This window comes from Massilia sp. Mn16-1_5 (assembly GCF_004798585.1).
Classification (GTDB): domain Bacteria; phylum Pseudomonadota; class Gammaproteobacteria; order Burkholderiales; family Burkholderiaceae_D; genus Telluria.
The window spans coordinates 267,661-288,680 of the sequence record NZ_PPXQ01000005.1; the positions used below are offsets into that span (position 1 = coordinate 267,661).

23 protein-coding genes are annotated in these 21,020 nt (G+C 64.2%); 15 read left to right on the forward strand and 8 right to left on the reverse strand.

The window, feature by feature from the left end; translation table 11 throughout:
- Positions 1-5: 5 nt before the first annotated feature.
- From C2862_RS08060 to C2862_RS08070, 3 genes are read right to left on the reverse strand one after another with little or no spacing between them, the layout of a single operon-like run.
- Positions 6-794 (reverse strand): hypothetical protein, encoded by a 789-nt coding sequence (locus C2862_RS08060; protein ID WP_136219598.1) that lies wholly within the window; start codon positions 792-794, stop codon positions 6-8.
- Positions 791-1,303 carry a hypothetical protein gene (locus tag C2862_RS08065; RefSeq protein WP_136219599.1) on the reverse strand — a complete coding sequence of 171 codons (513 nt, stop codon included), beginning with the start codon at positions 1,301-1,303 and terminating at the stop codon, positions 791-793. Before C2862_RS08065 ends, C2862_RS08060 begins: the two co-directional genes overlap by 4 nt.
- A 22-nt stretch (positions 1,304-1,325) precedes the next feature.
- Entirely contained in the window at positions 1,326-1,616 is a 291-nt protein-coding gene (locus C2862_RS08070) for a DnaJ domain-containing protein (RefSeq protein WP_136219600.1), read from the reverse strand.
- A gap of 242 nt (positions 1,617-1,858) precedes the next feature.
- Here C2862_RS08070 and C2862_RS08075 point away from each other — a divergent pair, with 242 nt between their 5' ends.
- The 3 genes from C2862_RS08075 (at position 1,859) to C2862_RS08085 (ending at position 6,680) form a co-directional block, all read left to right on the forward strand.
- Positions 1,859-3,613, forward strand: coding sequence for a glutamine--tRNA ligase/YqeY domain fusion protein (locus tag C2862_RS08075; RefSeq protein WP_136219601.1), 1,755 nt, complete (start codon positions 1,859-1,861; stop codon positions 3,611-3,613).
- A 186-nt stretch (positions 3,614-3,799) separates the two neighbouring features.
- The gene (locus C2862_RS08080) at positions 3,800-5,629 is read left to right on the forward strand and encodes a CHASE domain-containing protein (protein ID WP_136219602.1); all 1,830 of its coding nucleotides are present in this window, start codon (positions 3,800-3,802) and stop codon (positions 5,627-5,629) included.
- Positions 5,630-5,891: 262 nt separating this feature from the next.
- Positions 5,892-6,680: a glycine-rich domain-containing protein-like gene (locus tag C2862_RS08085; protein ID WP_136219603.1), complete on the forward strand. Its 789-nt coding sequence runs from the start codon at positions 5,892-5,894 to the stop codon at positions 6,678-6,680.
- A 54-nt stretch (positions 6,681-6,734) separates the two neighbouring features.
- Here C2862_RS08085 and C2862_RS08090 read toward each other — a convergent pair whose 3' ends face one another.
- The 3 genes from C2862_RS08090 to C2862_RS08100 form a co-directional block, all read right to left on the reverse strand.
- On the reverse strand, positions 6,735-6,998 hold the full coding sequence (locus C2862_RS08090) for a hypothetical protein (RefSeq protein WP_136219604.1): 264 nt from the start codon (positions 6,996-6,998) through the stop codon (positions 6,735-6,737).
- A gap of 191 nt (positions 6,999-7,189) precedes the next feature.
- Positions 7,190-7,450 carry a hypothetical protein gene (locus tag C2862_RS08095; RefSeq protein ID WP_210735922.1) on the reverse strand — a complete coding sequence of 87 codons (261 nt, stop codon included), beginning with the start codon at positions 7,448-7,450 and terminating at the stop codon, positions 7,190-7,192.
- 33 nt (positions 7,451-7,483) lie between these two features.
- Positions 7,484-8,377 (reverse strand): NAD-dependent epimerase/dehydratase family protein, encoded by an 894-nt coding sequence (locus tag C2862_RS08100; RefSeq protein ID WP_136219605.1) that lies wholly within the window; start codon positions 8,375-8,377, stop codon positions 7,484-7,486.
- Positions 8,378-8,389: 12 nt separating this feature from the next.
- On the opposite strand from C2862_RS08100, the gene C2862_RS08105 reads away from it, so the two are divergent.
- The 3 genes from C2862_RS08105 to C2862_RS08115 all read left to right on the forward strand — a co-directional run bounded on the left by C2862_RS08105 (position 8,390) and on the right by C2862_RS08115 (position 11,287).
- On the forward strand, positions 8,390-9,418 hold the full coding sequence (locus tag C2862_RS08105) for a CDP-6-deoxy-delta-3,4-glucoseen reductase (RefSeq protein ID WP_136219606.1): 1,029 nt from the start codon (positions 8,390-8,392) through the stop codon (positions 9,416-9,418).
- 145 nt (positions 9,419-9,563) lie between these two features.
- Positions 9,564-10,811 (forward strand): MFS transporter, encoded by a 1,248-nt coding sequence (locus C2862_RS08110; RefSeq protein ID WP_136219607.1) that lies wholly within the window; start codon positions 9,564-9,566, stop codon positions 10,809-10,811.
- 80 nt (positions 10,812-10,891) lie between these two features.
- Positions 10,892-11,287 carry an HPF/RaiA family ribosome-associated protein gene (locus C2862_RS08115; RefSeq protein ID WP_136219608.1) on the forward strand — a complete coding sequence of 132 codons (396 nt, stop codon included), beginning with the start codon at positions 10,892-10,894 and terminating at the stop codon, positions 11,285-11,287.
- Positions 11,288-11,333: 46 nt separating this feature from the next.
- Here the strand turns inward: C2862_RS08115 and C2862_RS08120 are convergent, their stop codons facing one another.
- Positions 11,334-12,140, reverse strand: a complete 807-nt coding sequence (locus C2862_RS08120; protein ID WP_136219609.1) for a helical backbone metal receptor — start codon at positions 12,138-12,140, stop codon at positions 11,334-11,336.
- 120 nt (positions 12,141-12,260) lie between these two features.
- Here C2862_RS08120 and C2862_RS08125 point away from each other — a divergent pair, with 120 nt between their 5' ends.
- On the forward strand, positions 12,261-13,226 hold the full coding sequence (locus C2862_RS08125; protein WP_136219610.1) for a diguanylate cyclase: 966 nt from the start codon (positions 12,261-12,263) through the stop codon (positions 13,224-13,226).
- A gap of 76 nt (positions 13,227-13,302) precedes the next feature.
- A complete protein-coding gene (gene sbcB / locus C2862_RS08130; RefSeq protein WP_136219611.1) occupies positions 13,303-14,751 on the forward strand; it encodes an exodeoxyribonuclease I in 1,449 nt (482 codons plus the stop codon).
- A 241-nt stretch (positions 14,752-14,992) separates the two neighbouring features.
- On the opposite strand, the gene pyrF is transcribed toward sbcB, so the two are convergent.
- The gene (pyrF, locus tag C2862_RS08135; protein ID WP_136219612.1) at positions 14,993-15,814 is read right to left on the reverse strand and encodes an orotidine-5'-phosphate decarboxylase; all 822 of its coding nucleotides are present in this window, start codon (positions 15,812-15,814) and stop codon (positions 14,993-14,995) included.
- A 148-nt stretch (positions 15,815-15,962) separates the two neighbouring features.
- On the opposite strand from pyrF, the gene C2862_RS08140 reads away from it, so the two are divergent.
- From C2862_RS08140 to C2862_RS08170, 7 genes are all read left to right on the forward strand, one after another.
- Positions 15,963-16,574, forward strand: a complete 612-nt coding sequence (locus C2862_RS08140) for a LemA family protein (RefSeq protein ID WP_136219613.1) — start codon at positions 15,963-15,965, stop codon at positions 16,572-16,574.
- 2 nt (positions 16,575-16,576) lie between these two features.
- The gene (locus C2862_RS08145) at positions 16,577-17,407 is read left to right on the forward strand and encodes a YgcG family protein (protein WP_136219614.1); all 831 of its coding nucleotides are present in this window, start codon (positions 16,577-16,579) and stop codon (positions 17,405-17,407) included.
- Entirely contained in the window at positions 17,407-17,937 is a 531-nt protein-coding gene (locus tag C2862_RS08150) for a TPM domain-containing protein (RefSeq protein WP_229467343.1), read from the forward strand. The genes C2862_RS08145 and C2862_RS08150 overlap by 1 nt, the downstream gene beginning before the upstream one ends.
- A gap of 67 nt (positions 17,938-18,004) precedes the next feature.
- Positions 18,005-18,769: an SDR family NAD(P)-dependent oxidoreductase gene (locus C2862_RS08155; protein ID WP_136219615.1), complete on the forward strand. Its 765-nt coding sequence runs from the start codon at positions 18,005-18,007 to the stop codon at positions 18,767-18,769.
- A 590-nt stretch (positions 18,770-19,359) separates the two neighbouring features.
- Complete coding sequence (locus C2862_RS08160) at positions 19,360-19,671, forward strand: hypothetical protein (protein WP_136219616.1); 312 nt, start codon at positions 19,360-19,362, stop codon at positions 19,669-19,671.
- A 75-nt stretch (positions 19,672-19,746) separates the two neighbouring features.
- On the forward strand, positions 19,747-20,145 hold the full coding sequence (locus C2862_RS08165) for a VanZ family protein (RefSeq protein WP_136219617.1): 399 nt from the start codon (positions 19,747-19,749) through the stop codon (positions 20,143-20,145).
- Positions 20,146-20,304: 159 nt separating this feature from the next.
- The gene (locus C2862_RS08170) at positions 20,305-20,970 is read left to right on the forward strand and encodes a hypothetical protein (protein WP_136219618.1); all 666 of its coding nucleotides are present in this window, start codon (positions 20,305-20,307) and stop codon (positions 20,968-20,970) included.
- Positions 20,971-21,020 lie beyond the last annotated feature (50 nt).

The window sequence follows — 21,020 nt, forward strand, 5'->3', positions numbered from 1 at the left end:
TCCGGTCACGAGAAGATGTCCGTGCCCATGCTCTTGCGCGTGCTGCGCCTTGGCATGGTGCGCACCGACGGCACCTGCTTGCGCAGGCGGTACAGCAGGTCGCGCGTGCTTCTCTGCTGGAAGTCAGGGTCTTCGTCGGGGTCGTCCGGGAATTCGGCTTCGGCCATCTCGTTGCTGTGCCTGAATTCAGGGAACAGCTCGATCAGCGAACGCTCCCAGCCGTCTTCGCTGGCTTTCGCCAGGTCGATGGCCAGCGGCACGATGTCGCTGTCGGACGAGGTCTGGCCCGTCACATAGCGGCCCTTGGTGTTGATCTCGCCGGCCACTTCCATGATCTCCTTCGGCGCCAGCGACCACAGGATCGCGAACACGGTGGCGCCGTGGTCGGTGGCCGATGCCTCCTGCAGCAGCTCGTGGCGGCGGTCTTCGTCGTCGGTGGCGTAGACCACGCCGTGGACGTGGTTGAACAGGCCCTCGGCGATGCGCTCGGGGTCGTCCTCGATCATGTTGTCGGGCCAGGTCGCGGCGAGGTAGGCCAGGCTCTCGGCCCAGGCTTTCGGCGGCACCAGCATGGTGGCCAGCGAAGTCTTGGCGCCGTCGAAGCCGGCCAGGTGCAGGGCCGTCACTTGCGGCGGCAGCGTAGCCAGCACTTCGGCGACGGCATAGTCGCCGTGCTCGTCGGCCGCCTGCGAGAACGCCTCTTCGGCGTGCTGCAGCGAGCCGGCCAGCACCAGTTCGCTGACCTGCTTGGTCAGCGCCGGGAGGTTGGCGCTTTTACTTGCGTTGTCGCTCATTCGCGTTCTCCTTCGGCGTCGAAGATCTGCGTGAAGTCGTCCGACGCCATGGTGTCGTCGTTCTCGTCCTCGTCGTCGCCCTCGTCGCCCCGGCCGAGCTGCTCGAGCGACTGGTCGTCGTCTTCCCAGCGGCCCTGGTGCTTGAACAGGAAGGCGGTGATGATCGCCTGGCGCGCCAGTTCCGGATGGTTTTCCGTCATGGACGCGTACATGGCTGCGCCGTCTTCGCCCGTGCACTCGGCCATCGCGAACACTTTCACAGGGTCGTCGCCTTCGTAGTCGGCCGCCTCGCGCAGCAGGCCTTTCGGGTCGATGAACTTGATCTTGTCAACGAGGGCGAAGGCCATCAGGTTGACGTCGTCGATGCCGGAACCGCTCGCGTATTCCGAGACCAGGGCGTCGACCATCATCTGGTAATTCTTCTTGTTGGGCGGATCGCCCAGCGTGCCTTCGATCTGGCCTTCCAGTTCGCGCGACTGGTAGGCGAATTCGGGATGTACTCTTTTCATGTGTTGTCCTGTAATAGGGAGCTCAGCCCTGCAGCGTGACGCCGTTGAGCGCGAACAGCGAGCGCCACAGCTCGAAGGCTTCTGCTTCGGCATCGAGCACGATGCGGTGGTTCACGCTCTGGTTGTATTCCTCGCGCTTGGCGCGGTCCGACAGGATTTCGTAGGCCTTGGTCACGGCCTTGAAGCGCGCTTCCGCGCCCGGCGCGTCGTTGCGGTCGGGGTGGTAGCGCATCGCGAGCGAGCGGTAGACTTTCTTGATTTCCTCGTCGCTGGCATTCGGCGCGACGCCGAGGATCGCGTATAAATTTTCCACTTTGGAACTCTCCGGCTGGGGCCGAACGAACGGCAAAAACGAGATTATCCTATAGAAAACGCCAACATGACAGGGACGGCAATACGCGACGCCCTGCCCCGCCCGCCCTTGCAAGCGGGGCAGCGCGCCCCAAGTATGGTCCTTGCATACGGAGCGGACCGTGCGCTCCACCACATAGGCGGCCCCTGGCCAGGCCGTGTACGGTAAAATGCCGTTAACTTTACCTATCCAAAACACCATTCATGAGTAACGACAAGAACAAGGCGGCGGCCGCACCCGTGCCTCCGTCGAATTTCCTGCGCGCCATCATCGACAACGACCTGGCGGCAGGCACCCATGATCGCGACGGCATGCCGCCGGTGATCACCCGTTTCCCGCCGGAGCCGAACGGCTACCTGCACATCGGCCACGCCAAATCGATCTGCCTGAACTTCGGCCTGGCGCGCGACTACGCCGGCCGCTGCCACCTGCGCTTCGACGACACCAATCCGGAAAAAGAGGACCAAGAATACGTCGACACCATCATGGACAGCGTCAAGTGGCTCGGCTTTTCGTGGGAGCAAGGCGGCGAGGAATACCTGCACTACGCCAGCGACTACTTCGACAAACTCTACGCGATCGCCGAATACATGATCCAGAAGGGTGTCGCCTACGTCGACAGCCAGAGCGCCGAAGACATGGCGAAGAACCGCGGCAACTTCGGTACGCCGGGTACGAATTCGCCCTTCCGCAACCGTCCGGTGGAAGAATCGCTGCAGCTGTTCCGCGACATGAAAGCCGGCAAGTACAAGGACGGCGAACACATCCTGCGCGCGAAGATGAGCGAAGACGCCATGTCCTCGCCCAACATGACCAACCGCGACCCGGCCCTGTACCGCATCCGCCATGCGCACCACCACCGCACGGGCGACGACTGGTGCATCTACCCAATGTACGACTTCACGCACCCGCTGTCGGATGCGATGGAAGCGATCACCCACTCGATCTGCACCCTGGAATTCCAGGACCACCGTCCCTTCTACGACTGGCTGATCGCCACCGCGACCGAAGGCGGTTTCTTCACGCCGCCGGTGCCGCGGCAGTACGAGATGTCGCGGCTGAACCTGACCTACGTCGTCATGTCCAAGCGCAAGCTGCGCCAGCTGGTCGACGAAGGCATCGTCTCCGGCTGGGACGATCCGCGCATGCCGACCATCGTCGGCCTGCGCCGCCGCGGCTACACGCCGGAATCGATCCAGCTGTTCTGCGAGCGCATCGGCGTCTCCAAGGCCGATGGCTGGATCGACATGAGCACGCTGGAAGGCGCACTGCGCGACGACCTCGACCCGAAGGCGCCGCGCGCGATCGCCGTGCTGCGTCCGCTGAAGCTGATCGTCGACAATTTCCCTGAAGGCGAAGCGCACGAGTGCAGCTCCCCGGTCCACCCGCACCATCCGGAATGGGGCGTGCGTAGCTTCCCGTTCACGCGCGAACTGTGGATCGAGCAGGAAGACTTCATGGAAACCCCGACCAAGGGTTATTTCCGCTTCACCCCGCCCGTGGGCGACCAGCCGGGTTCGCGCGTGCGCCTGAAGTACGGCTACGTGGTCGAGTGCACCGGCTACGACAAGGACGAGAACGGCAAGGTGACCGCCGTGCACGTGAAATACTTCGAGGATTCGAAGTCGGGCACGCCGGGCGCCGACAACTACAAGGTCAAGGGCAACATCACCTGGGTCAGCGCCGCCTCGGCACTGGAAGCGGAAGTGCGCCTGTACGACCGCCTGTTCCTGGACGCGCACCCGGACGCCGGCGGCAAGGACTTCAAGGCCCTGCTCAACCCGAACGCGCTGGAAACCGTCACCGCCTACCTCGAGCCGGGCATGGCCAAGGCCCAGCCCGAGCAGCGCTTCCAGTTCGAACGTCACGGCTATTTCGTGGCCGACCAGGTCGACTCAACGCCGGGCAAGCCGGTGTTCAACCGTGTCACGACGCTGAAGGATAGCTGGGCTAAGTAATCGTCCATACGGGGACGATGACGCCGCCCCGGCCACCCTCCATCCCGCCCCGGGCTCGCCTGCGGCGGGATTTTTTTCGCCTTGCCGCGACGAGGTCCACAACTCCCAGAGTTGATAGGTTTCACGGGCGCACATCTGATAGATTCTGATCTACATCAAACAAGCCCATCATCAATCGAATTCGACATGCGAACGGCCGACCCGCTCACGAAGATCAAGGGGATCAAGCTGGGGACCTGGCTGGGCGCGCTGCTGTCGCTCGGTGTCGGCATCAGCCTCTACATCAGCACCAGCCGGACGCTCGAGAGCGACGCCCAGGAGCGCTTCACGAACATGGCGCGCACCGTCCAGTCGACCCTGAACGGGCGCATCAAAACCTACCTGGACGTACTGCGGGGAACGGCGAGCCTGTTTCTTACGTCTGACGAGGTCACGCGCGACGAGTTCCGCCGCTATGTAGCCGGCCTCGATTTGCCCAATCAATTCCCCGGCGTCCAGTCGATCAACTTCGCCAAATACGTGCCCGATGCCGAACGCGAGCAGTTCGAAACGACTATGCTGCGCAACATCGACGGACGCGGACGCAATGCCAGGATCATGCCCGAGGGCCAGCGCAGCGAGTACACGGTACTGAGTTTCGCCGAGCCCGGTGCGATCTGGGTCGACCGTATCGGCCTGGACCTGCGCACCTTTCCAAGTGCGCCGGCGCTGCTGGCACACGCGCGCGATACAGGAGAAGTGTTGACTTCAGGCGCCCCGGTCAAAGCGGGATCGGTGGTGATCGGCCTTTCGATGCGGTTTCCAGTCTACCGCGGCCCTTTCCTCCCACGGACCGTAGCCCAGCGCCGCGCTGCCTACTTGGGAACGCTCGGGATTGGGTTCAGCGTTGAGAGTCTTGCCAAGGGTGTGCTCGACAACACTCCGAAGAATGCAACGCGGCTTGTGATTTCCGGAACGAGCCCAATCGACGAACCAGGCACGCCAAAGGGTTACATCCGTACCGTGGTGTTTGACAACCGTCCGGGTGACGCCACCGACGGACAGACCCTATTTCATGCAGTGTTGCCGCTCGGTTTCGGCAAGAGCGGGTGGGACATCGATTTCAGCGTCGAAAAGCGCAGCCTGTACTCCGGGCTCGACAGCGTCCTGCCATGGGTGGCGATGCTCGCGGGGATGACCAGCACCGCCCTTCTGTATGCCCTGTTCCAGACCCTCAGCTCGTCGCGCCGGCGCGCCATTGTGCTGGCCGAGGACATGACCGAGGAATTGAGGGCGAGCGAAGCAAAGCTGCAAAAGACGAACGACAACCTGCGGCGCCTGGCGGCCCACGCCGAAAGCATCAAGGAAAGCGAACGCAAGCGCATCGCGCGCGAGATCCACGACGACCTGGGCCAGAACCTGCTGGCCCTGCGCATCGAGGTCGACCTGCTGGCCTCGCGCACCAACAAGCGCCATCCGCGCCTGCATGCGCGGGCGCACTGGATGCTCGAGCAGATCGACGCGACGATCAAGAGCGTGCGCCAGATCATCAACGACCTGCGCCCGCACGTGCTCGACCTGGGCCTGACGGCGGCGGTCGACTGGCAGATCGCCGAATTCCAGCGCCGTACGGGGCTGGCCTGCGAACTGGTATCGGACAACCACGACCTGCATGTCAGCGACCGCTGTGCCACGACCCTGTTCCGCATCCTGCAGGAATCGCTCACCAACGTGTCGCGCCACGCCCGCGCCACCAAGGTCAGGGTCGAGCTCGCTGTCGACCCCGAATCGATTTCAATGACCGTCAGCGATAACGGCATCGGCCTGAGCAAGGCGGGCGGGCCGAAACCGGGATCCTTCGGCCTGGTCGGCATCGAAGAAAGGGTGCGCATTTTAGGCGGCAAATGCATTATCACGAGCGTGCCGAATGCTGGCACCACGGTCCACGTGGCGCTTCCCGCGGCGGACAATCTGCTCTCCGTTTCCTATATGCCGGAGCCCGCTATTCCCCTCCATACCGCCCTTGACGCGCTGTAGGTGCGAAGAGGGCCGTCTTGTAGGCCTACTGCCCGTGGCGTTGTAGGCAATTTTGCGACACCGAACTTGTTGACACGTTTCAACTTGTGCCAAATCAACGATTTTTGGGTGCTTGAGGTAGAGAATTCCTATCAATGCTTCGCGTCAATGGCGACGTAAGCAGCAAAAAACCGAGGAGGACTACCCATTTGCCAGCATCACTTCATCGCTTGCCAACACACACCAAAATAACGATGCAGTAGCCAAAACAAAAGGATAGATCATGATTTCGAATAACGACTTCGCCCTCATTGCCTCTCTGGACTTGAACCCGATCAAAGTAAAACTGATGCATAAGGAATCCGGCGAAGGCTGGTCCTTGGAACGCGCGAATGCCATCGAGACCGAGTATCGCCGCTTCCTGTACTTGATGAATGCCTATCCCGACGCCCAGGTGGCGCCGACCGTGGATGTCGACACGTTCTGGCACTACCACATCCTCGACACGATGAAGTACGCCCGGGATTGCGAGCAGACTTTCGGCCGCTTCCTGCACCACTACCCCTACCTCGGCATGGAGGGCGAAGACGACGCGGAGATGCAGAAGCAGGCGGGCAAGCGCATGCGCGACTTGTATGAGTCCACGTTCGGGCTGTCGTATGTGCGTCCGCTGAGGACCGACGACGCCGTGGAAGCGGCCGATGTGCAAACGGCATTGGTCCAGACTAATGGAGAGGCGGCAAACTCGGCTTGGTGCATGGGCACGACCAGGGTTACGGCGGGCGATGTGCAGACTGCATGGTGCATGGGCACCACCAGGATCACGGCAGCCAATGCGCAGACTGCCTGGTGCATGGGGACAACCAGGATCACGCCAGCCTATGCGCAGACTGCCTGGTGCATGGGGACAACCAGGATCACGCCAGCCTATGCGCAGACTGCCTGGTGCATGGGTACGACCCGCATCAAGGCTGTCGATGCGCAGACTGCCTGGTGCATGGGCACGACCCGCATCAAGGCAGCCGATGTGCAAACCGCCTGGTGCATGGGCACGACCCGGCAGGCGGCGTGATAATTCGATGTTCCGGTGGCCAAGCGCAGGACGCGCCGGTCACCGCTCCTTTCATCAAGCGCCGGCCGCTCCCCCTTCCGGCGCAATCATCAACGCACGCAGCTCGCGGATGCTGAAATCGCTGATCTCATGCATGCGCAGCAGGATCGTGGCACCGATCGGCAAGGTGCTGTGACGAATCTTGCTGATGACGGGCGGCGCCACTTCCAGCGCGCGCGACAAGGCCGCATCGTTCTTGAGGCCGGTTTTCTCGATGATCGCGTCCAGGACACGGTTAGGGTCGTATTGCGCGCCTTCCGGCAATCTTCTGACTGGCATATCAATTCTTTCCAAATGTCACAAACCAACTCTTATTTTTCACAATGTTTCTTTTGTAGTGAAAAATTGGCCTTCAAGCCAAAATATGCACCGTTTATATGGTGATATTCTCACAGTGGCAATGATAATGGGAAAGTTGGATTTTGCTCAAGCAACTATCAGACGATTAATCAAGACGAGCAGACGCCGCATTACGGCTTCTTGTGACGTGCGCGCAGTTGCTGCCGTTCCTGCGTCTGCGTCCTGTTCTTCTTGCCTTCATACAGGGCGACGGCTTCTTTCTTCGCCTGCTCGACGGTACGCATCGCTTCGTGGTCGTCGTGCGCCACGAAATAATCGTTCGCCTGCGCGTCCACGACCAGCTTGATGGCCGTCTCGTCGTCCAGGTCGTAGATTTCGGTCAGCAGGGTCGTGACTTCGTCGAGGAAGGCTTCGTAGGTCAGGGTTTTCATGGTGAGCTTTACAGGATGCTTTTGGGAGGGGCGCTATTCTATCAGCGCCCATTGGGCCAGCGCGCGGTGAACATCCGGATAGCGCAGGCGCACGCCGAGTTCGCGCCGCATGCGCGTGTTGTCGAGGCGGCGCGATTCCGACATGAAGGACAGCAGCATCGGCGACACCGCCGCGCGCAAGTCCTCGCGCGCCAGGCGCGGCGGCCGCGCCAGTCCGTAGGCGTCGGCCACAAGGTCGAAATAGTCTCCCATTTTCAGGCGCGTATCGTCGGCCGCGTGATACACCCGCCCCGGCAGGCCGCGAAACAGCGCCAAGGCGACGATGCGCGCCAGGTCGTCGGCCTGGATGTGATTCGTGTAGACGTCGTCTTCCGCGCGCAAGGCCGGCGTGCCTTCGCGCAGGCGCCTCAAAGGCAGGCGGTCGGCGGCATAGATGCCCGGCACGCGCAGGATGGCGACGCTGCCGGCGCTGCGCATGGCCCAGGCGCGCAGCACGCGTTCGGCGTCGACGCGGCGGGCGGCACGGGCATTCTTCGGCGCCACGCCACGGGTTTCGTCGATCAGCGCTCCCTTGCAATCGCCATAGACCCCGCTCGTGCTGACATAAACGAGGCGCGCCCCCTCGGGTAGAATGGCGGTCAGCCGCCGTGTGCGCAGGTCGAGCGCGCCTTCGGTTTGCGGCGGCGCCAGATGCACCACCCGGGAAGCCAGGCCGCGCAGGCGCGCCAGGCTGGCCGGCCGGTCGAGATCGGCCACGACCGGTATGGCGCCCAGTGCGCGCAGCTCTCCGGTGCGACTTTCGTCGCGGGTGACGGCAAAGACCCGGAAGCGTGGAACCAGCAGCGGCAGCAGGCGCATGCCGACATCGCCGCAGCCGAGCAGCAGCAGGCGTGGGCGGCCCAGACGAAATTTATTATTGAAATTCATGTTGAGGATTGTATGACGTTCCAGATCACTGTCCAGCCCAGCGGCACCCAATTCGCCTGCGAGGCCGACGAAACCGTCCTGTCGGCCGCGATCCGCGCCGGCGTGGGCCTGCCGTACGGCTGCAAGAACGGCGCCTGCGGTTCGTGCAAGGGCAAGGTCGTCGGCGGCAGCGTCACCCACAAGCCGCACCAGGCGCGCGCCCTGTCGGAACAGGAAAAGCTCGGCGGCATGTCGCTGTTCTGCTGCGCCCTGCCCGAAGGCGACGTCGTGATCGAGGCGCGCGAGATCGGCGGCAGCAGCGATTACCCGATCCGCAAGATGCCGACCCGGGTGCAGTCGATCACGCGCGCCGCGCCGGACGTCGCCATCGTCACCCTGCAGTTGCCGGCCAACGAGGCGCTGGCCTACCGCGCCGGCCAGTACGTCGAATTCCTGCTGAAGGACGGCAAGCGCCGCGCCTACAGCCTGGCCTGCGCACCGACGCTCGAGCGTCCGCTGGAACTGCACATCCGCCACCTGCCGGGGGGCCTGTTTACCGACCACGTCTTCGGCGCCATGAAGGAGCGCGACATCCTGCGTTTCGAGGGTCCGCTCGGCACCTTCTTCCTGCGCGAGGAGTCCGACAAGCCGATCGTGCTGCTGGCTTCCGGCACCGGCTTCGCACCGGTCAAGGCCCTGGTCGAGCACCTGATGCACCTGAAGTCGACGCGTCCGGTCCGCCTGTACTGGGGCGGGCGCCGTCCGCAAGACCTGTACATGGACGAGCTGTGCCAGGCCTGGACCACGACCATGCCCGACTTCCAGTACGTGCCCGTGATCTCGGATGCGCTTCCCGAGGATAACTGGACCGGCCGTACCGGCTATGTGCACGCGGCGGTGATGCAGGACATTCCGGACCTGTCGGGCTGGCAGGTGTATGCCTGCGGCGCGCCGGTGATGGTGGATGCGGCGCGCACCGAGTACGTGGCGCAGTGCGGACTGCCGGCGGAGGAGTTTTATGCGGATGCGTTCACGACTGAGGCGGATCTGGCGGCGGAATAACGACGTAGGGTGGGCGCTCTGTGCCCACCGAACGTGGCGTCACCTCGACGCATGTTTTTGGTGGGCACAGGGCGCCCACCCTACGTCGGCAGCAACGTTCTAATTCGGGCACAATTGACAGCTTCTCGCCTGTCATTGCTCCTTCATGTCTTTGCTCTCCTCCTCCAGCGGCCTCGCCGTCCTGCGCAACCGTAATCTCTCCTTTTATCTTTCCTCGCGCTTCCTCGGCACCCTGGCCGTCCAGATGCAAAGCGTGGCCGTCGGCTGGCAGGTGTACCAGATCACCGGCAGCCTGTTCGACCTGGGCCTGATCGGGCTGGCGCAGTTCGCGCCCTTCCTGGTGCTGATCCTCTGGGCCGGCCACGTGGCCGACCGCCATGACCGGCGCAAGATCATCGTCGGCTGCATGCTGACGCAATTGCTGGTGAGCGCATTGCTGCTGGCCTTTACCGCCAGCGGCAGCCATGTGGTCTGGCCCGTGTTCGCGGTATTGGTGCTGTTCGGCAGCGCGCGCGCCTTCATGATGCCGGCCTCGCAGGCGGTACTGCGCAACCTGGTGCCGGACAAGGACTTCGGCCAGGCCGTCGCGCTCGGCTCCTCGACCTTCCACGTGGCCGTGATCGCCGGTCCCGTACTGGGCGGGCTGCTGTATGCCTTCGGGCCGACCGTCGTGTACACGATTTCCGCCGCGCTGCTGCTGGTCGCCACCCTGCTCATGGCCTCGACCACCAGCGCGCCGCAAGTACGCAGCACCAAGCCCGCCAGCTGGCATACCCTGCTCGAGGGCCTGCGCTTCGTTCGCTCGCGGCCGATCGTGCTGGGCGCGATCTCGCTCGACCTGTTCGCCGTGCTGTTCGGCGGCGCCACCGCCCTGCTGCCTGCGTACGCCCACGATGTGCTGCATGCCGGTCCCACGGCGCTCGGCTGGCTGCGTACCGCGCCCGGCGCCGGCGCGGCGCTGTGCTCGATCGCGCTGGCCTTCATGCCGATCCGGCGCCGCGTCGGAGCCTGGATGTTCGGCGGCGTCGCTGTCTTTGGCATGGCCACGCTGACCCTCGGCTGGACGAGCCAATTTCCTGTGGCCCTGATCGCCCTCTTCCTGCTGGGCGCGGGCGACATGGTCAGTGTCTACGTGCGGCACCTGCTGGTGCAGTACGAGACGCCGGACGAGATCCGCGGCCGCGTCAGCGCCGTGAATGCCGTCTTCATCGGCGCCTCCAACGAACTGGGCGAATTCGAATCCGGCGTCACCGCCGGCTGGTTCGGCCTGACGCGCGCCATCCTGCTGGGCGGCGCGGCGACCCTGGTGGTGACGGGACTGTGGGCCGTGCTGTTTCCGGTGTTGTCGAAAATGGACCGGTTTCCGCATCACAAGGAAGAAGCGAAGGTCTAGCCTAGCGGCGTCCAGAACGCGGCAAATAATGCAAAAAGTGTAAGATCGGCTTCAAGATCTTTGATAAGGGAGCCATCTTTATGCAAATCAATGTTAATACCGACCGTACCATCGACAAACACCAAGGTCTCGATGAACACGTGCAGTCCGTCGTCGAGAGCTCGATCGGCCGTTTCGCGGACCAGGTCCACCGCGTCGAAGTCCACCTGAGCGATGAAAACAGCCAGAAAGGCGCCGACGGCGGCAGCCGCTGCATGATGGAAGCGCACGTCGCCGGCTATGCGCCGGTGGTCGTCAACGAACACGCGGACACCCTGCACCAGTCCGTCAACAGCGCTGGCAACAAACTCAAACGCGCGCTCGACAGCGCCCTGGGCCGCCTGGCCGACAAGGGCAAGCGCGAGCCGGTGCCGCTCGGCGATGCCGACGGCGACCTCGCGCCGGAACAGGACAAGAACCTGACCAGCGGCATGTAATCGCCGCGGATGGAAGCTGAAGCGCGGCTCGGGGGCCGCGCTTTTTTTATCCCTCGACCAGCACCCGCAGTTCGCGCAGGTAACGCAATCCGGCCAGCGCCCGGCTGCCGTACCAGGACATCATCTCGCCGTCGACCAGCAACACCGGAATGCCGAGCTGCTTCTCCAGGGCATCCGCGTGCGCCTCGGTGAAGCGATAGGGTTCGGTGGACAGCAGCACCGCGTCGAGTTGGTCGACCAGCTCGCTCGACCACGCAAAACGCGGGTAACGGGCGGTGTCGGGCAAAGCCGGCAAGGTCCAGCCGAGTTCGGCCAGCATGCGCGCGATATACGTGTCGCTTGACACGCTCATCCATGGATCCTGCCAGATGCAGTAGAGCACCGTGCGCGGCGGCCCTGCCCGCTCCTGCTTCAGCGCCGCGTACTCGGCTTCGAAGTCCGCGCACCAGCGTTCGGCCGCCTCCTCGGCGCCGAAAATGCCGCCCATCAGCCTTGCCAAGGCCAGGTTATCGCGCGGCGCCAGCGGATGGGTGACGACCAGGTGCGGCACGAAGGCGGCCAGGGCCTCGGCCGTCGGCTTCTCGTTTTCGTCGATGTTGAGGATCACGTGGGTCGGCGCCAGCTTGCGGATTTTCTCGAGGTTGACGTCCTTGGTGCCGCCGACTTTCGGGATCGCCGCGACTGTTTCCGCGGGATGGATGCAAAAGCCGGTACGGCCGACCAGCAGGTGAGAAAGGCCCAGGTCGCACAGCAATTCGGTGATCGAGGGAACCAGCGAAACGATGCGCGCGCCAGGCGCCGGCGGGTGGGCGACGCCCAGGGCGTCGATGCGGTGTTCGAGGGGTGCGGTCATGGCCGCTATTGAAACACTCCTGTTTCCGAAACACCAGCGGGAACGCGGCGGCGAATGGTTTATCATGCATGCTTATTTCCCTACTCATTCCAGCTACCAGCGAGCACGCGGAGGAACGTTTTGAAACTGATCGGAGCATTTCGGGATTCGGGCTACACGGTGGACAAGCTGGAGCTGTTCCGCGGCGCCGACACGCAGGCCGTGGCCACTGCGCTGGCCGATTGCGAGGTGGTGCAGGTCGCCGCCGGCGAACCGATCGAGGATCCGGTGAGGGCACGGCTCTACATCGTGCTGTCCGGCATGCTCGAAGTCGAGACGGACGGCCACACCGGCAGTTCCGACGGCAACGTCAACCGCATCGCGCCGGGCGAAAGCGTGGGCGAGCAATCGGTGCTGGACGACGCCGCCAACCTCGACGCCGTGCACGCGGTCGAGGAAACCCGGCTGCTGGTGATCGAATCGGAACTGGCCTGGGAACTGATCGACCATTCGAACGCGGTGGCGCGCAACCTGCTGCGCCTGATGTCCTTCCGCATCCGCGCGGCGAATGCCCTGCTGCGCCGGCGCCAGAAGCTGGGCGAGTTCTACCGCCAGCTCTCGCTGAACGATACCCTGACGGGCCTGTACAACCGCACCTGGCTGGCCGATATGCTGCCGAAACTGGTGGCGCGCGCGCGCGCCCAGGGCAGCCCGCTGTCCCTGCTCATGGTCGACCTCGACAATTTTAAAAAGTTCAACGACACCCACGGCCACCTGGTCGGCGACGCCGCCCTGTGTGCGGCGGCAAATGCCATCCGCGACGGCCTGCGCCCGTCCGACTTTGCGGTGCGCTATGGCGGCGAAGAACTCATGGCCGTGCTGCCGGAAACCAATGCCGAGCTGGCCCACATGGTGGCCGACCGCCTGTGCCAGCAGATGCGCGAAGTGGTCCTGTTCTCCGACATGCGGGTGCCAATGCCGCACCTGACGGCCTGCTTCGGCGTGGCCGTACTCGGTCCGGAAGGCGATGAAGTGAGCCTGATCGAAGCAGCCGATGCGGCCCTCTACCGTGCCAAGGAAGCCGGCCGCAATTGTGTGAGCGTTTGATTGACGGATCGCGAGCGCGCACCGACAATCCGTGCCACGCTGGACGCTTCAGCACGAAGGCACACACAATAAAACGATGAGCACACACACTTTCCTCTGGCACGATTACGAAACCTTCGGCGCCCAGCCGCGCCGCGATCGCCCGGCGCAGTTCGCCGCGATCCGCACCGATGCCGAACTGAACGAGATCGGCGAACCGCTGATGCTGTTCTGCCAGCCGGCCAACGACTACCTGCCCGATCCGCAATCCTGCCTGATCACCGGCATCACGCCCCAGCAATGCCTGAAGCAAGGCGTGCCCGAGCACGAGTTCGCGCGCCAGATCGAAGCCGCCTTCGCCGAGCCGGGCACGATCGGCGTCGGCTACAACACGATCCGCTTCGACGACGAAGTCACGCGCTTCCTGTTCTGGCGTAATCTGCTCGACCCGTACGCGCGCGAGTGGCAGAACAATTGCGGCCGCTGGGACCTGCTGGACGTGGTGCGCATGACCTATGCCCTGCGTCCCGAGGGCATCGAGTGGCCGACGCATCCGGACGGCCGCCCCAGCTTCCGCCTCGAGGACCTGACGCGCGCTAACGGCCTCAGCCACGACGCGGCCCACGATGCGCTGTCCGACGTGCGCGCCACCATTGCCCTGGCGCGCCTGATTCGCAGCAAGCAGCCGCGCCTGTTCGACTTCTGCCTGGAGCTGCGGCGCAAGGACAAGGTTGCCAGCGAAATGGGCCTGCACCTGGAACGCAGCACGCGCCAGCCTTTCCTGCACGTGTCGGGCATGTTCCCGGCCGAGAATGGCTGCCTGGGCCTGGTCTGGCCGCTGGCCCAGCATCCGAGCAACAAGAACGAGATCCTGGTCTGGGATTGCCGCCACGATCCATCGGAACTGTTCGGCCTGGATGTGGAGACGATTCGCCTGCGCATGTTCACGCGCAGCGCCGACCTGCCCGAGGGCGTGACGCGCTTGCCGATCAAGAGCGTGCACCTGAACAAGTCGCCGATGCTGGTCGGGAACCTGAAAACCCTGAGCCCGGCGATGGCCACGCGCTGGGGCATCGACCTCGAGCAGGCCAAAGCCCATGCGCAGTTGGCGGCGAAGGGTCCCGACATGACGGCGGTCTGGGCCCAGGTCTACCAGAAGCCCGGAGCCGGCAACGATACCGATGTCGACGAGGATTTGTACGGCGGCTTTGTCAGCAACAACGACCGCCGCAAGCTCGAATCGCTGCGCATGCAGACGCCCGCCCAGCTCGCCACCGCCCGCCCCTCCTTCGAGGACGAGCGCCTGGCCGAACTGCTGTGGCGCTACCGCGCACGCAATTTCCCGCAGACTTTGAGCGAGCAGGAAATGGAAAGCTGGGAAGAGCACCGGGCGGCGCGCCTGTTCGACGGCGCCGGCGGCGCGCGTACGGTCGATCAGTTGTTTGGGGAGATCGATGCGCTGTCGGAGACGGCGGACGAGCGGGCCGAGGAGATTCTCGGCGCCTTGTACGAATACGTGGAGGCGATTGCGCCGAGCAGGTATTGAAGTTAGCGGGGCTTCGCCTGTTACGTTATCGGTGTTTTAAAATCCGCGCGGGCATGCCCGCCCTACGGTGCGCTGCAGCTACAGGCCGTAGCGTAACGTAGGGCGGGCATGCCCTGCCCTCGCGGGCAGGGCGCTTCGCGGGCGGGCAGCATGCTGCCCGAATTCCCCGCTACGCCCCGCGCGGATCGTTGCATGTCGTTAACGGCGCGGGCAACTGCCCCACTCCGCCCGTGCCCGTTATTTACCCCCGATACCGGTTGATCTCGTCGCGCGTCTCACGCGCAACGCGCCGCGCGGCCGTCGCGAAATCCTCGCCCTCCTGCGCAGTGGCATACAAAATCGCCCGCGAGGAATTGATCATCATTCCGGTCCCGTTCGCCGTGCGCCCTGCACGCACGGTCGCCGCCACATCGCCCCCTTGCGCGCCGACACCCGGCACCAATAAAGGCATGTCGCCGATGATCTTGCGCACCTGCGCCAGTTCTTCCGGGAAGGTCGCGCCCACCACCAGCGCGCACTGGCCGTTGCGGTTCCATTTCTCGGCAACCAGCTTCGCCACGTGCTGGTACAGCGGCACGCCGCCCACATCCAGGAACTGCAGGTCCGAGCCGCCCGCGTTCGAGGTCCGGCACAGCACGATCACGCCGCGGTCGGGCCAGTCGAAGTAGGGTTCGACCGAATCCGAACCCATGTAGGGGCTGACCGTGACGGCGTCGGCGCCGTAGCGGTCGAAGGCTTCGCGCGCGTACTGGTGCGCGGTGGCGCCGATGTCGCCGCGCTTGGCGTCGAGGATCAGGGGGATATGCGGGTAGGTGTCGCGCAGGTAGCGGCAGATGGCTTCCAGCTGGTCCTCGGCGCCGAGGGCGGCGAAATAGGCGATCTGCGGCTTGAAGGCACAGGCGAGATCGGCCGTGGCGTCGATGATGGCCTTGCAGAACTGGACAATGGCGTCCGGTTGATCCTTGAGGTGCGCAGGGAAACGCGCGAGGTCGGGGTCGAGTCCAACGCACAGGAGCGAGTCGTTGCGGGCCCAGGCCGCGGAGAGTTTATCGATGAAATTCACGTCCAGCCCCTTGTCAGTAGTCGTTGCAAACCCATTATTGTACCCGCCGCATGGGCCCCGGTGGCACGACGGGCGCGACCGTGCGACCGCCAACGGGCGACTCCTGTATATTTTTATTCATTCGACAACTCGCAATGGACAGGACATCATGAGGTCTTCCGTATTCTCTCGCTGGGCCCGTCTGCTGGCCGCCGCCACCCTGGCAAGCTCGCTGCTCTCCGGCTGCGGCTACAACGAATTCCAGACCAAGGACGAGGCCACCAAGGCGGCCTGGGGCGAAGTGGTCAACCAGTACCAGCGCCGTGCCGACCTGATCCCGAACCTGGTAAACACCGTCAAGGGCTATGCCTCGCACGAACGCGAGACGCTGGAAGCGGTCACCCGTGCGCGCGCGGCCGCCACCAGCTTCCAGATCACGCCCGAGGTCCTGAACAATCCGCAGGCCTTCCAGAAGTTCCAGCAGGTGCAGGGCGAACTCTCGAGCGCGCTGTCGCGCCTGATGGTCGTCTCCGAGAAGTATCCGGAACTCAAGGCCGACACCAGCTTCCGCGACCTGCAGTCGCAGCTGGAAGGGACCGAGAACCGCATCACGGTCGCGCGCCAGCGCTATATCGCCTCGGTGCAGGACTATAACGTCACCGTGCGCAAGTTCCCGACCAACCTGACCGCGATGATGTTCGGCTACGATGCCAAGCCGTCGTTCACGGTCGAGAACGAAAAAGCGATCTCGACCGCACCAACGGTCAACTTCGGCAAATAACGATGCGCTTCCTGCGACCACTCTGGCTGTTCGTGCTGGCCTTCATGCTGGCCGGCGCGGCCCAGGCCCAGCTGAAACCGGTGCCGGCGCTGACCAGCCGCGTCACCGACGAAGCCGGCATGCTCGACACCACCCAGCGCCAGCGCCTGGAAGCCGTACTGGCCGAACATGAAGCAAAAAGCGGCAACCAGATCGCCGTCCTGCTGGTGAAGTCGACCGAGCCGGAAGCGATCGAGCAGTACGGCATTCGCGTGGTCGATGCCTGGAAGCTGGGACGCAAGGGCGTGGACGATGGCGTGCTGCTGCTCGTCGCGCGCGACAACCCGAGCTCGCTGCGCCGCCTGCGCATCGAAGCCGGACGCGGGGTGCAGGGCGTGCTCACCGATGCGCAATCGAAGCGCATCCTGCAGGACGTCATCGCGCCCCATTTTCGTCAGAACCATTACTACGAGGGCCTGGTCGCAGGCGTGGGCGCGATCGCCACGCTGCTGAACCGGGAACGATTTCCCGAGCCGGCACCGCAGATAGCCCCTGCGAACACGGCCCAGGATGGAGGAGGAGGCGGGATCGGTATGTTTGGTATCTTGATGTTGATTTTCGGGTTCATGCTGCTCCGCTCGATGTTCCGTCCGCGCCGCACGCGCCTGTCGCGCGGCGGCTGGGGCAGTGGCGCCACCGGGTTCATCCTTGGCAGCATCCTCAGCAATGCCGGGCGTAGCGGCGGCGGTGGCGGCTTCGGCGGCTTTTCCGGCGGTGGCGGCGGCTTCGGCGGTGGCGGCTTCTCCGGCGGCGGCGGCAGTTTTGATGGCGGCGGCGCCTCGGGAGACTGGTGATGGCAGACCACATGACCCATGAATCCTTCGGCCAGCGCTGCGGTCGCGTACTGCGGCACTGGCGCAGCAGCAAGGCCGACGCCCAGCGCGCCTTCCCCGACAGCACCCTCGCAGCCGTCGCCCAGGCGATCACGGCTGGCGAGCAGACCCATCGGGGCGAAGTGCGCTTCATCGTCGAAAAAGCGCTGCCCACCGACGAAGTCTGGGATGGCGTCACCAACCGCCAGCGCGCCCTCGCCCTGTTCGCCGACTACGGCGTCTGGGACACCGAGGACAATTGCGGCGTGCTGATCTACGTGAACCTGGCCGAACACAAGGTCGACATCGTGGCCGACCGCGGCATCGACCGCAAGATCGACGCCGCCACCTGGCAGGCCGTGTGCCGCACGATGACCGAGGGTTTTAGGCAGAACAATTACCACGACGCCACGCTGGCGGCGATCGAGCAGGTGAATACACTGCTGCGCACGCACTTCCCGGCCAACGGCGCGCGGCCCAACGAGTTGCCGGACAGTCCGATCATGCTCTGAGGACCGGCTATCACGGACGCGGGCTTGCCCTTAGAATATCGGCAACCGAACTCCGTGAAAGCGCGCCATGAAACTCGAAAACAAGATCGCCCTCGTCACCGGTGCCAGCCAGGGCATCGGCCTGGCCTGCGCCCAACGTCTGGTGCGCGAAGGGGCGCGCGTGATGCTGGCCGACGTGCGCCCGGAGGTGGCCGAGGCGGCCGCCGCACTGGGCGAGGCCGCTCGCTTCTTCGTTGCCGACGTCAGCCAGAAGTCCGATGTCGACGCTCTCTTCCAGGCCACCTTCGATGCCTTCGGCCGTGTCGACATCCTGGTCAACAACGCCGGCGTCACCCATGCGGCCGACTTCCTCGACTTGCAGGAGGAAGACTTCGACCGCGTCCTGCGGGTCAACCTGAAATCGATGTTCCTGTGCAGCCAGGCGGCCGCGCGGGACATGGTCAAGCGCCAGGACGGCTGCATCATCAATATGTCGAGCGTGAATGCCGAACTGGTGATTCCGAACCAGGTACCGTACGTGATCTCGAAAGGCGGCGTCAACCAGCTCACGCGCGTGGCGGCAGTCAGCCTGGCCCAGCACGGCATCCGCGTGAATGCCATCGGCCCGGGCACGATCCTGACCGAACTGGCGAAACAGGCCGTGCTGTCCAGCCCGGAAGCGCGCCACACCATCCTGTCGCGCACGCCGCTCGGACGCTGCGGCGAGCCGGAAGAAGTGGCCGCGATCGCCGCCTTCCTCGCCAGCGACGACGCCTCCTACATGACCGGGCAGACCCTGTATGCCGACGGCGGGCGCCTGCCGCTGAATTACACCGTGCCCGTCCGCGACTGAACAGGCAGCCCAGGCCTCTTCGGGCTGGCGAACTCGACTATATTCACAGTTCGCATGTCTGGTATCTGAATATACAATTAGACAAATATATGGCAGCGCAACATAATGCACCTGTCTCCACTATTCTCCTCCAAGAAAATAGTTTTAAGCCCGCCACGAAGCGGGCTTTTTTTTGCGCCTGCACTCAGGACAGTACTCCCCACATAGATAGATCCTCATCCGCGAAATTCGTTCGCCGCAGCGTTCTCATGCTTGCGCTAGGTCATACTCGGGTCACAATCCCTGCCTATACTGAATTCATCTGCAGTACACGCAACCGATATGCCTGATTGCAGACAGGTGTGCAGCGCAAACGCGTTGCACACCCACCGATCAAAGTCTCTTGGCCCGATCTTGGGTTGTGCCCACCTCTCTCCGGTGGGCATTTTTTTCCTCAGCACTACCCAGGTTGCATAAATGTGAAGACGGGCCTTGCGGCCCGTCGGCTTTTGACTATGATGAAGTTTGTGTCACAAAATGCCTCGCAAGCGGGATTGCCGACAAGATCCCAAGGCGAGCGCTGCCATACACCAGACAAGGGAGCCGGACCGATGAATTTTCAACTATCCGAAAAGCATACCCAGCATGAATCCGCCAGCCGCCGCCAGCACGAGCACGTCGATGCCCTGGTCCTGAGCGAGCTCAATCCACTGGTCGTGGTCGACCATCTCGATGGCGAGCACACGACCCTCACCCTCCTCACCTTCGGCAGCGTGCGCGAAGTCTGTCCGAAATGCCAGCAAGGCAATCTGAAGCTCGTGCTGCGCCAGACCTCGGTGCGCATGGCCCACCTGTTTTGCGCCGAATGCGAAAGCTGCTTCGACGCCCGCTATGCCGATGGCGCCCCCGCGCTGACCATCTGATCGCCTTGTAGCCCGACCGTGCATGCGCACGGTCGCATGCCGTGGTATGGTTGCCGTTTTGTCAGTTCGCACACCATGCCGCCGCTTCTTCACTTTGCCCTGCTCGACCCGCGCCTCAACAAGCTGCGCCATGCCGCCGCGATCGCCCTGTTCCTGGCCATCGTGATCGCCGGATCGATTCCGGGTGCGCGTGCCGACATCGGCGAATACGCATCGGGCGTCGTGCTGCACTCGACGGCCTATGCCGTGCTGGCGCTGCTCTGGTTTACCGGCAGCCGCGGCAGCGGGACGAACAGGGCGGTCGCGACCGTGCTGGCGATCGCCGTGATGGGCGCGATCGACGAATCGGTACAGAGCTTTTTCCCCTACCGCGGCGCCGACATGCGCGACTGGATGGTCGACGTCAGCTCGGCCCTGGTCGTCAGCGCGATCCTGTGGGGGCTGCTGCCGAAAGCGGCGCTCCAACGCAGCTGAGTCCGGCTTCAAGGGACATTTCCCCCTACTACCTCCGCTTGATTTGGCTCATGTGATACCCGAGTCAGCTGGAACGTCGTGCCCGATTACCCCTCTTACCGGAGTGGCAGACGTCATCGTCACGCATACCCACTGACAAAATCCAACGGAGGATCAATCATGAAACAACAACATCAGAGCATGGTCCTGGCGGGCTTGCTGGCCGTGGCGATCGGCCTGTCCGGCTGCGCCGCCATGCGCGGCGGCAGCGATGCGGGCGGCGACACGTCAAGCAGCAGCGGCGCCAGCGGCAGCAGCAGCTCAGGCAGCAGCACCAGCGGCAGCTCGGGCACGGGCGCCACCGGCAGCTCGGGCACGGGCGCCACCGGCAGCGACGCCGGCGGCAGTTCCGGTACGGGTACCGGCACCAGCTCAGGTTCTTCGGGCACCTCCGGCACGTCGGGCACCAGCAGCTATGACCAGTCCAGCAGCTCCGGCAGCACGACCCAGGGCAGTTCGACCGGCGCCACCTCCGATACCGCCAGCGGCAGCTCCCAGGCCGGCAGCGCTACAAGCAGCGGCGGCACCGCTGCCTCCAGCTCCAGCCCGAACAGCACCGTGGTCTCGATCGAACTGGTACCGCGTCCCAGCAGCGGCGTAGGCGGCTCGGGCGCCACGGGCAGCAGCAGCGCCGGCACCACGGGCAGCTCGATGACTTCCGACCGCGTCTACCGCGTCACGCTGCGCATGGACGACGGCAGCACCCAGGTCGTTACCCAGGAAGCCACGCCCGACTTCCGCAGCGGCGACCGTGTGAACCACAGCAGCGGCACGATCCAGCGCTGACGCAAGCCGCATCCCACCTGCACAGGCTTTGTGGCGGGCCGCTGGGCGAT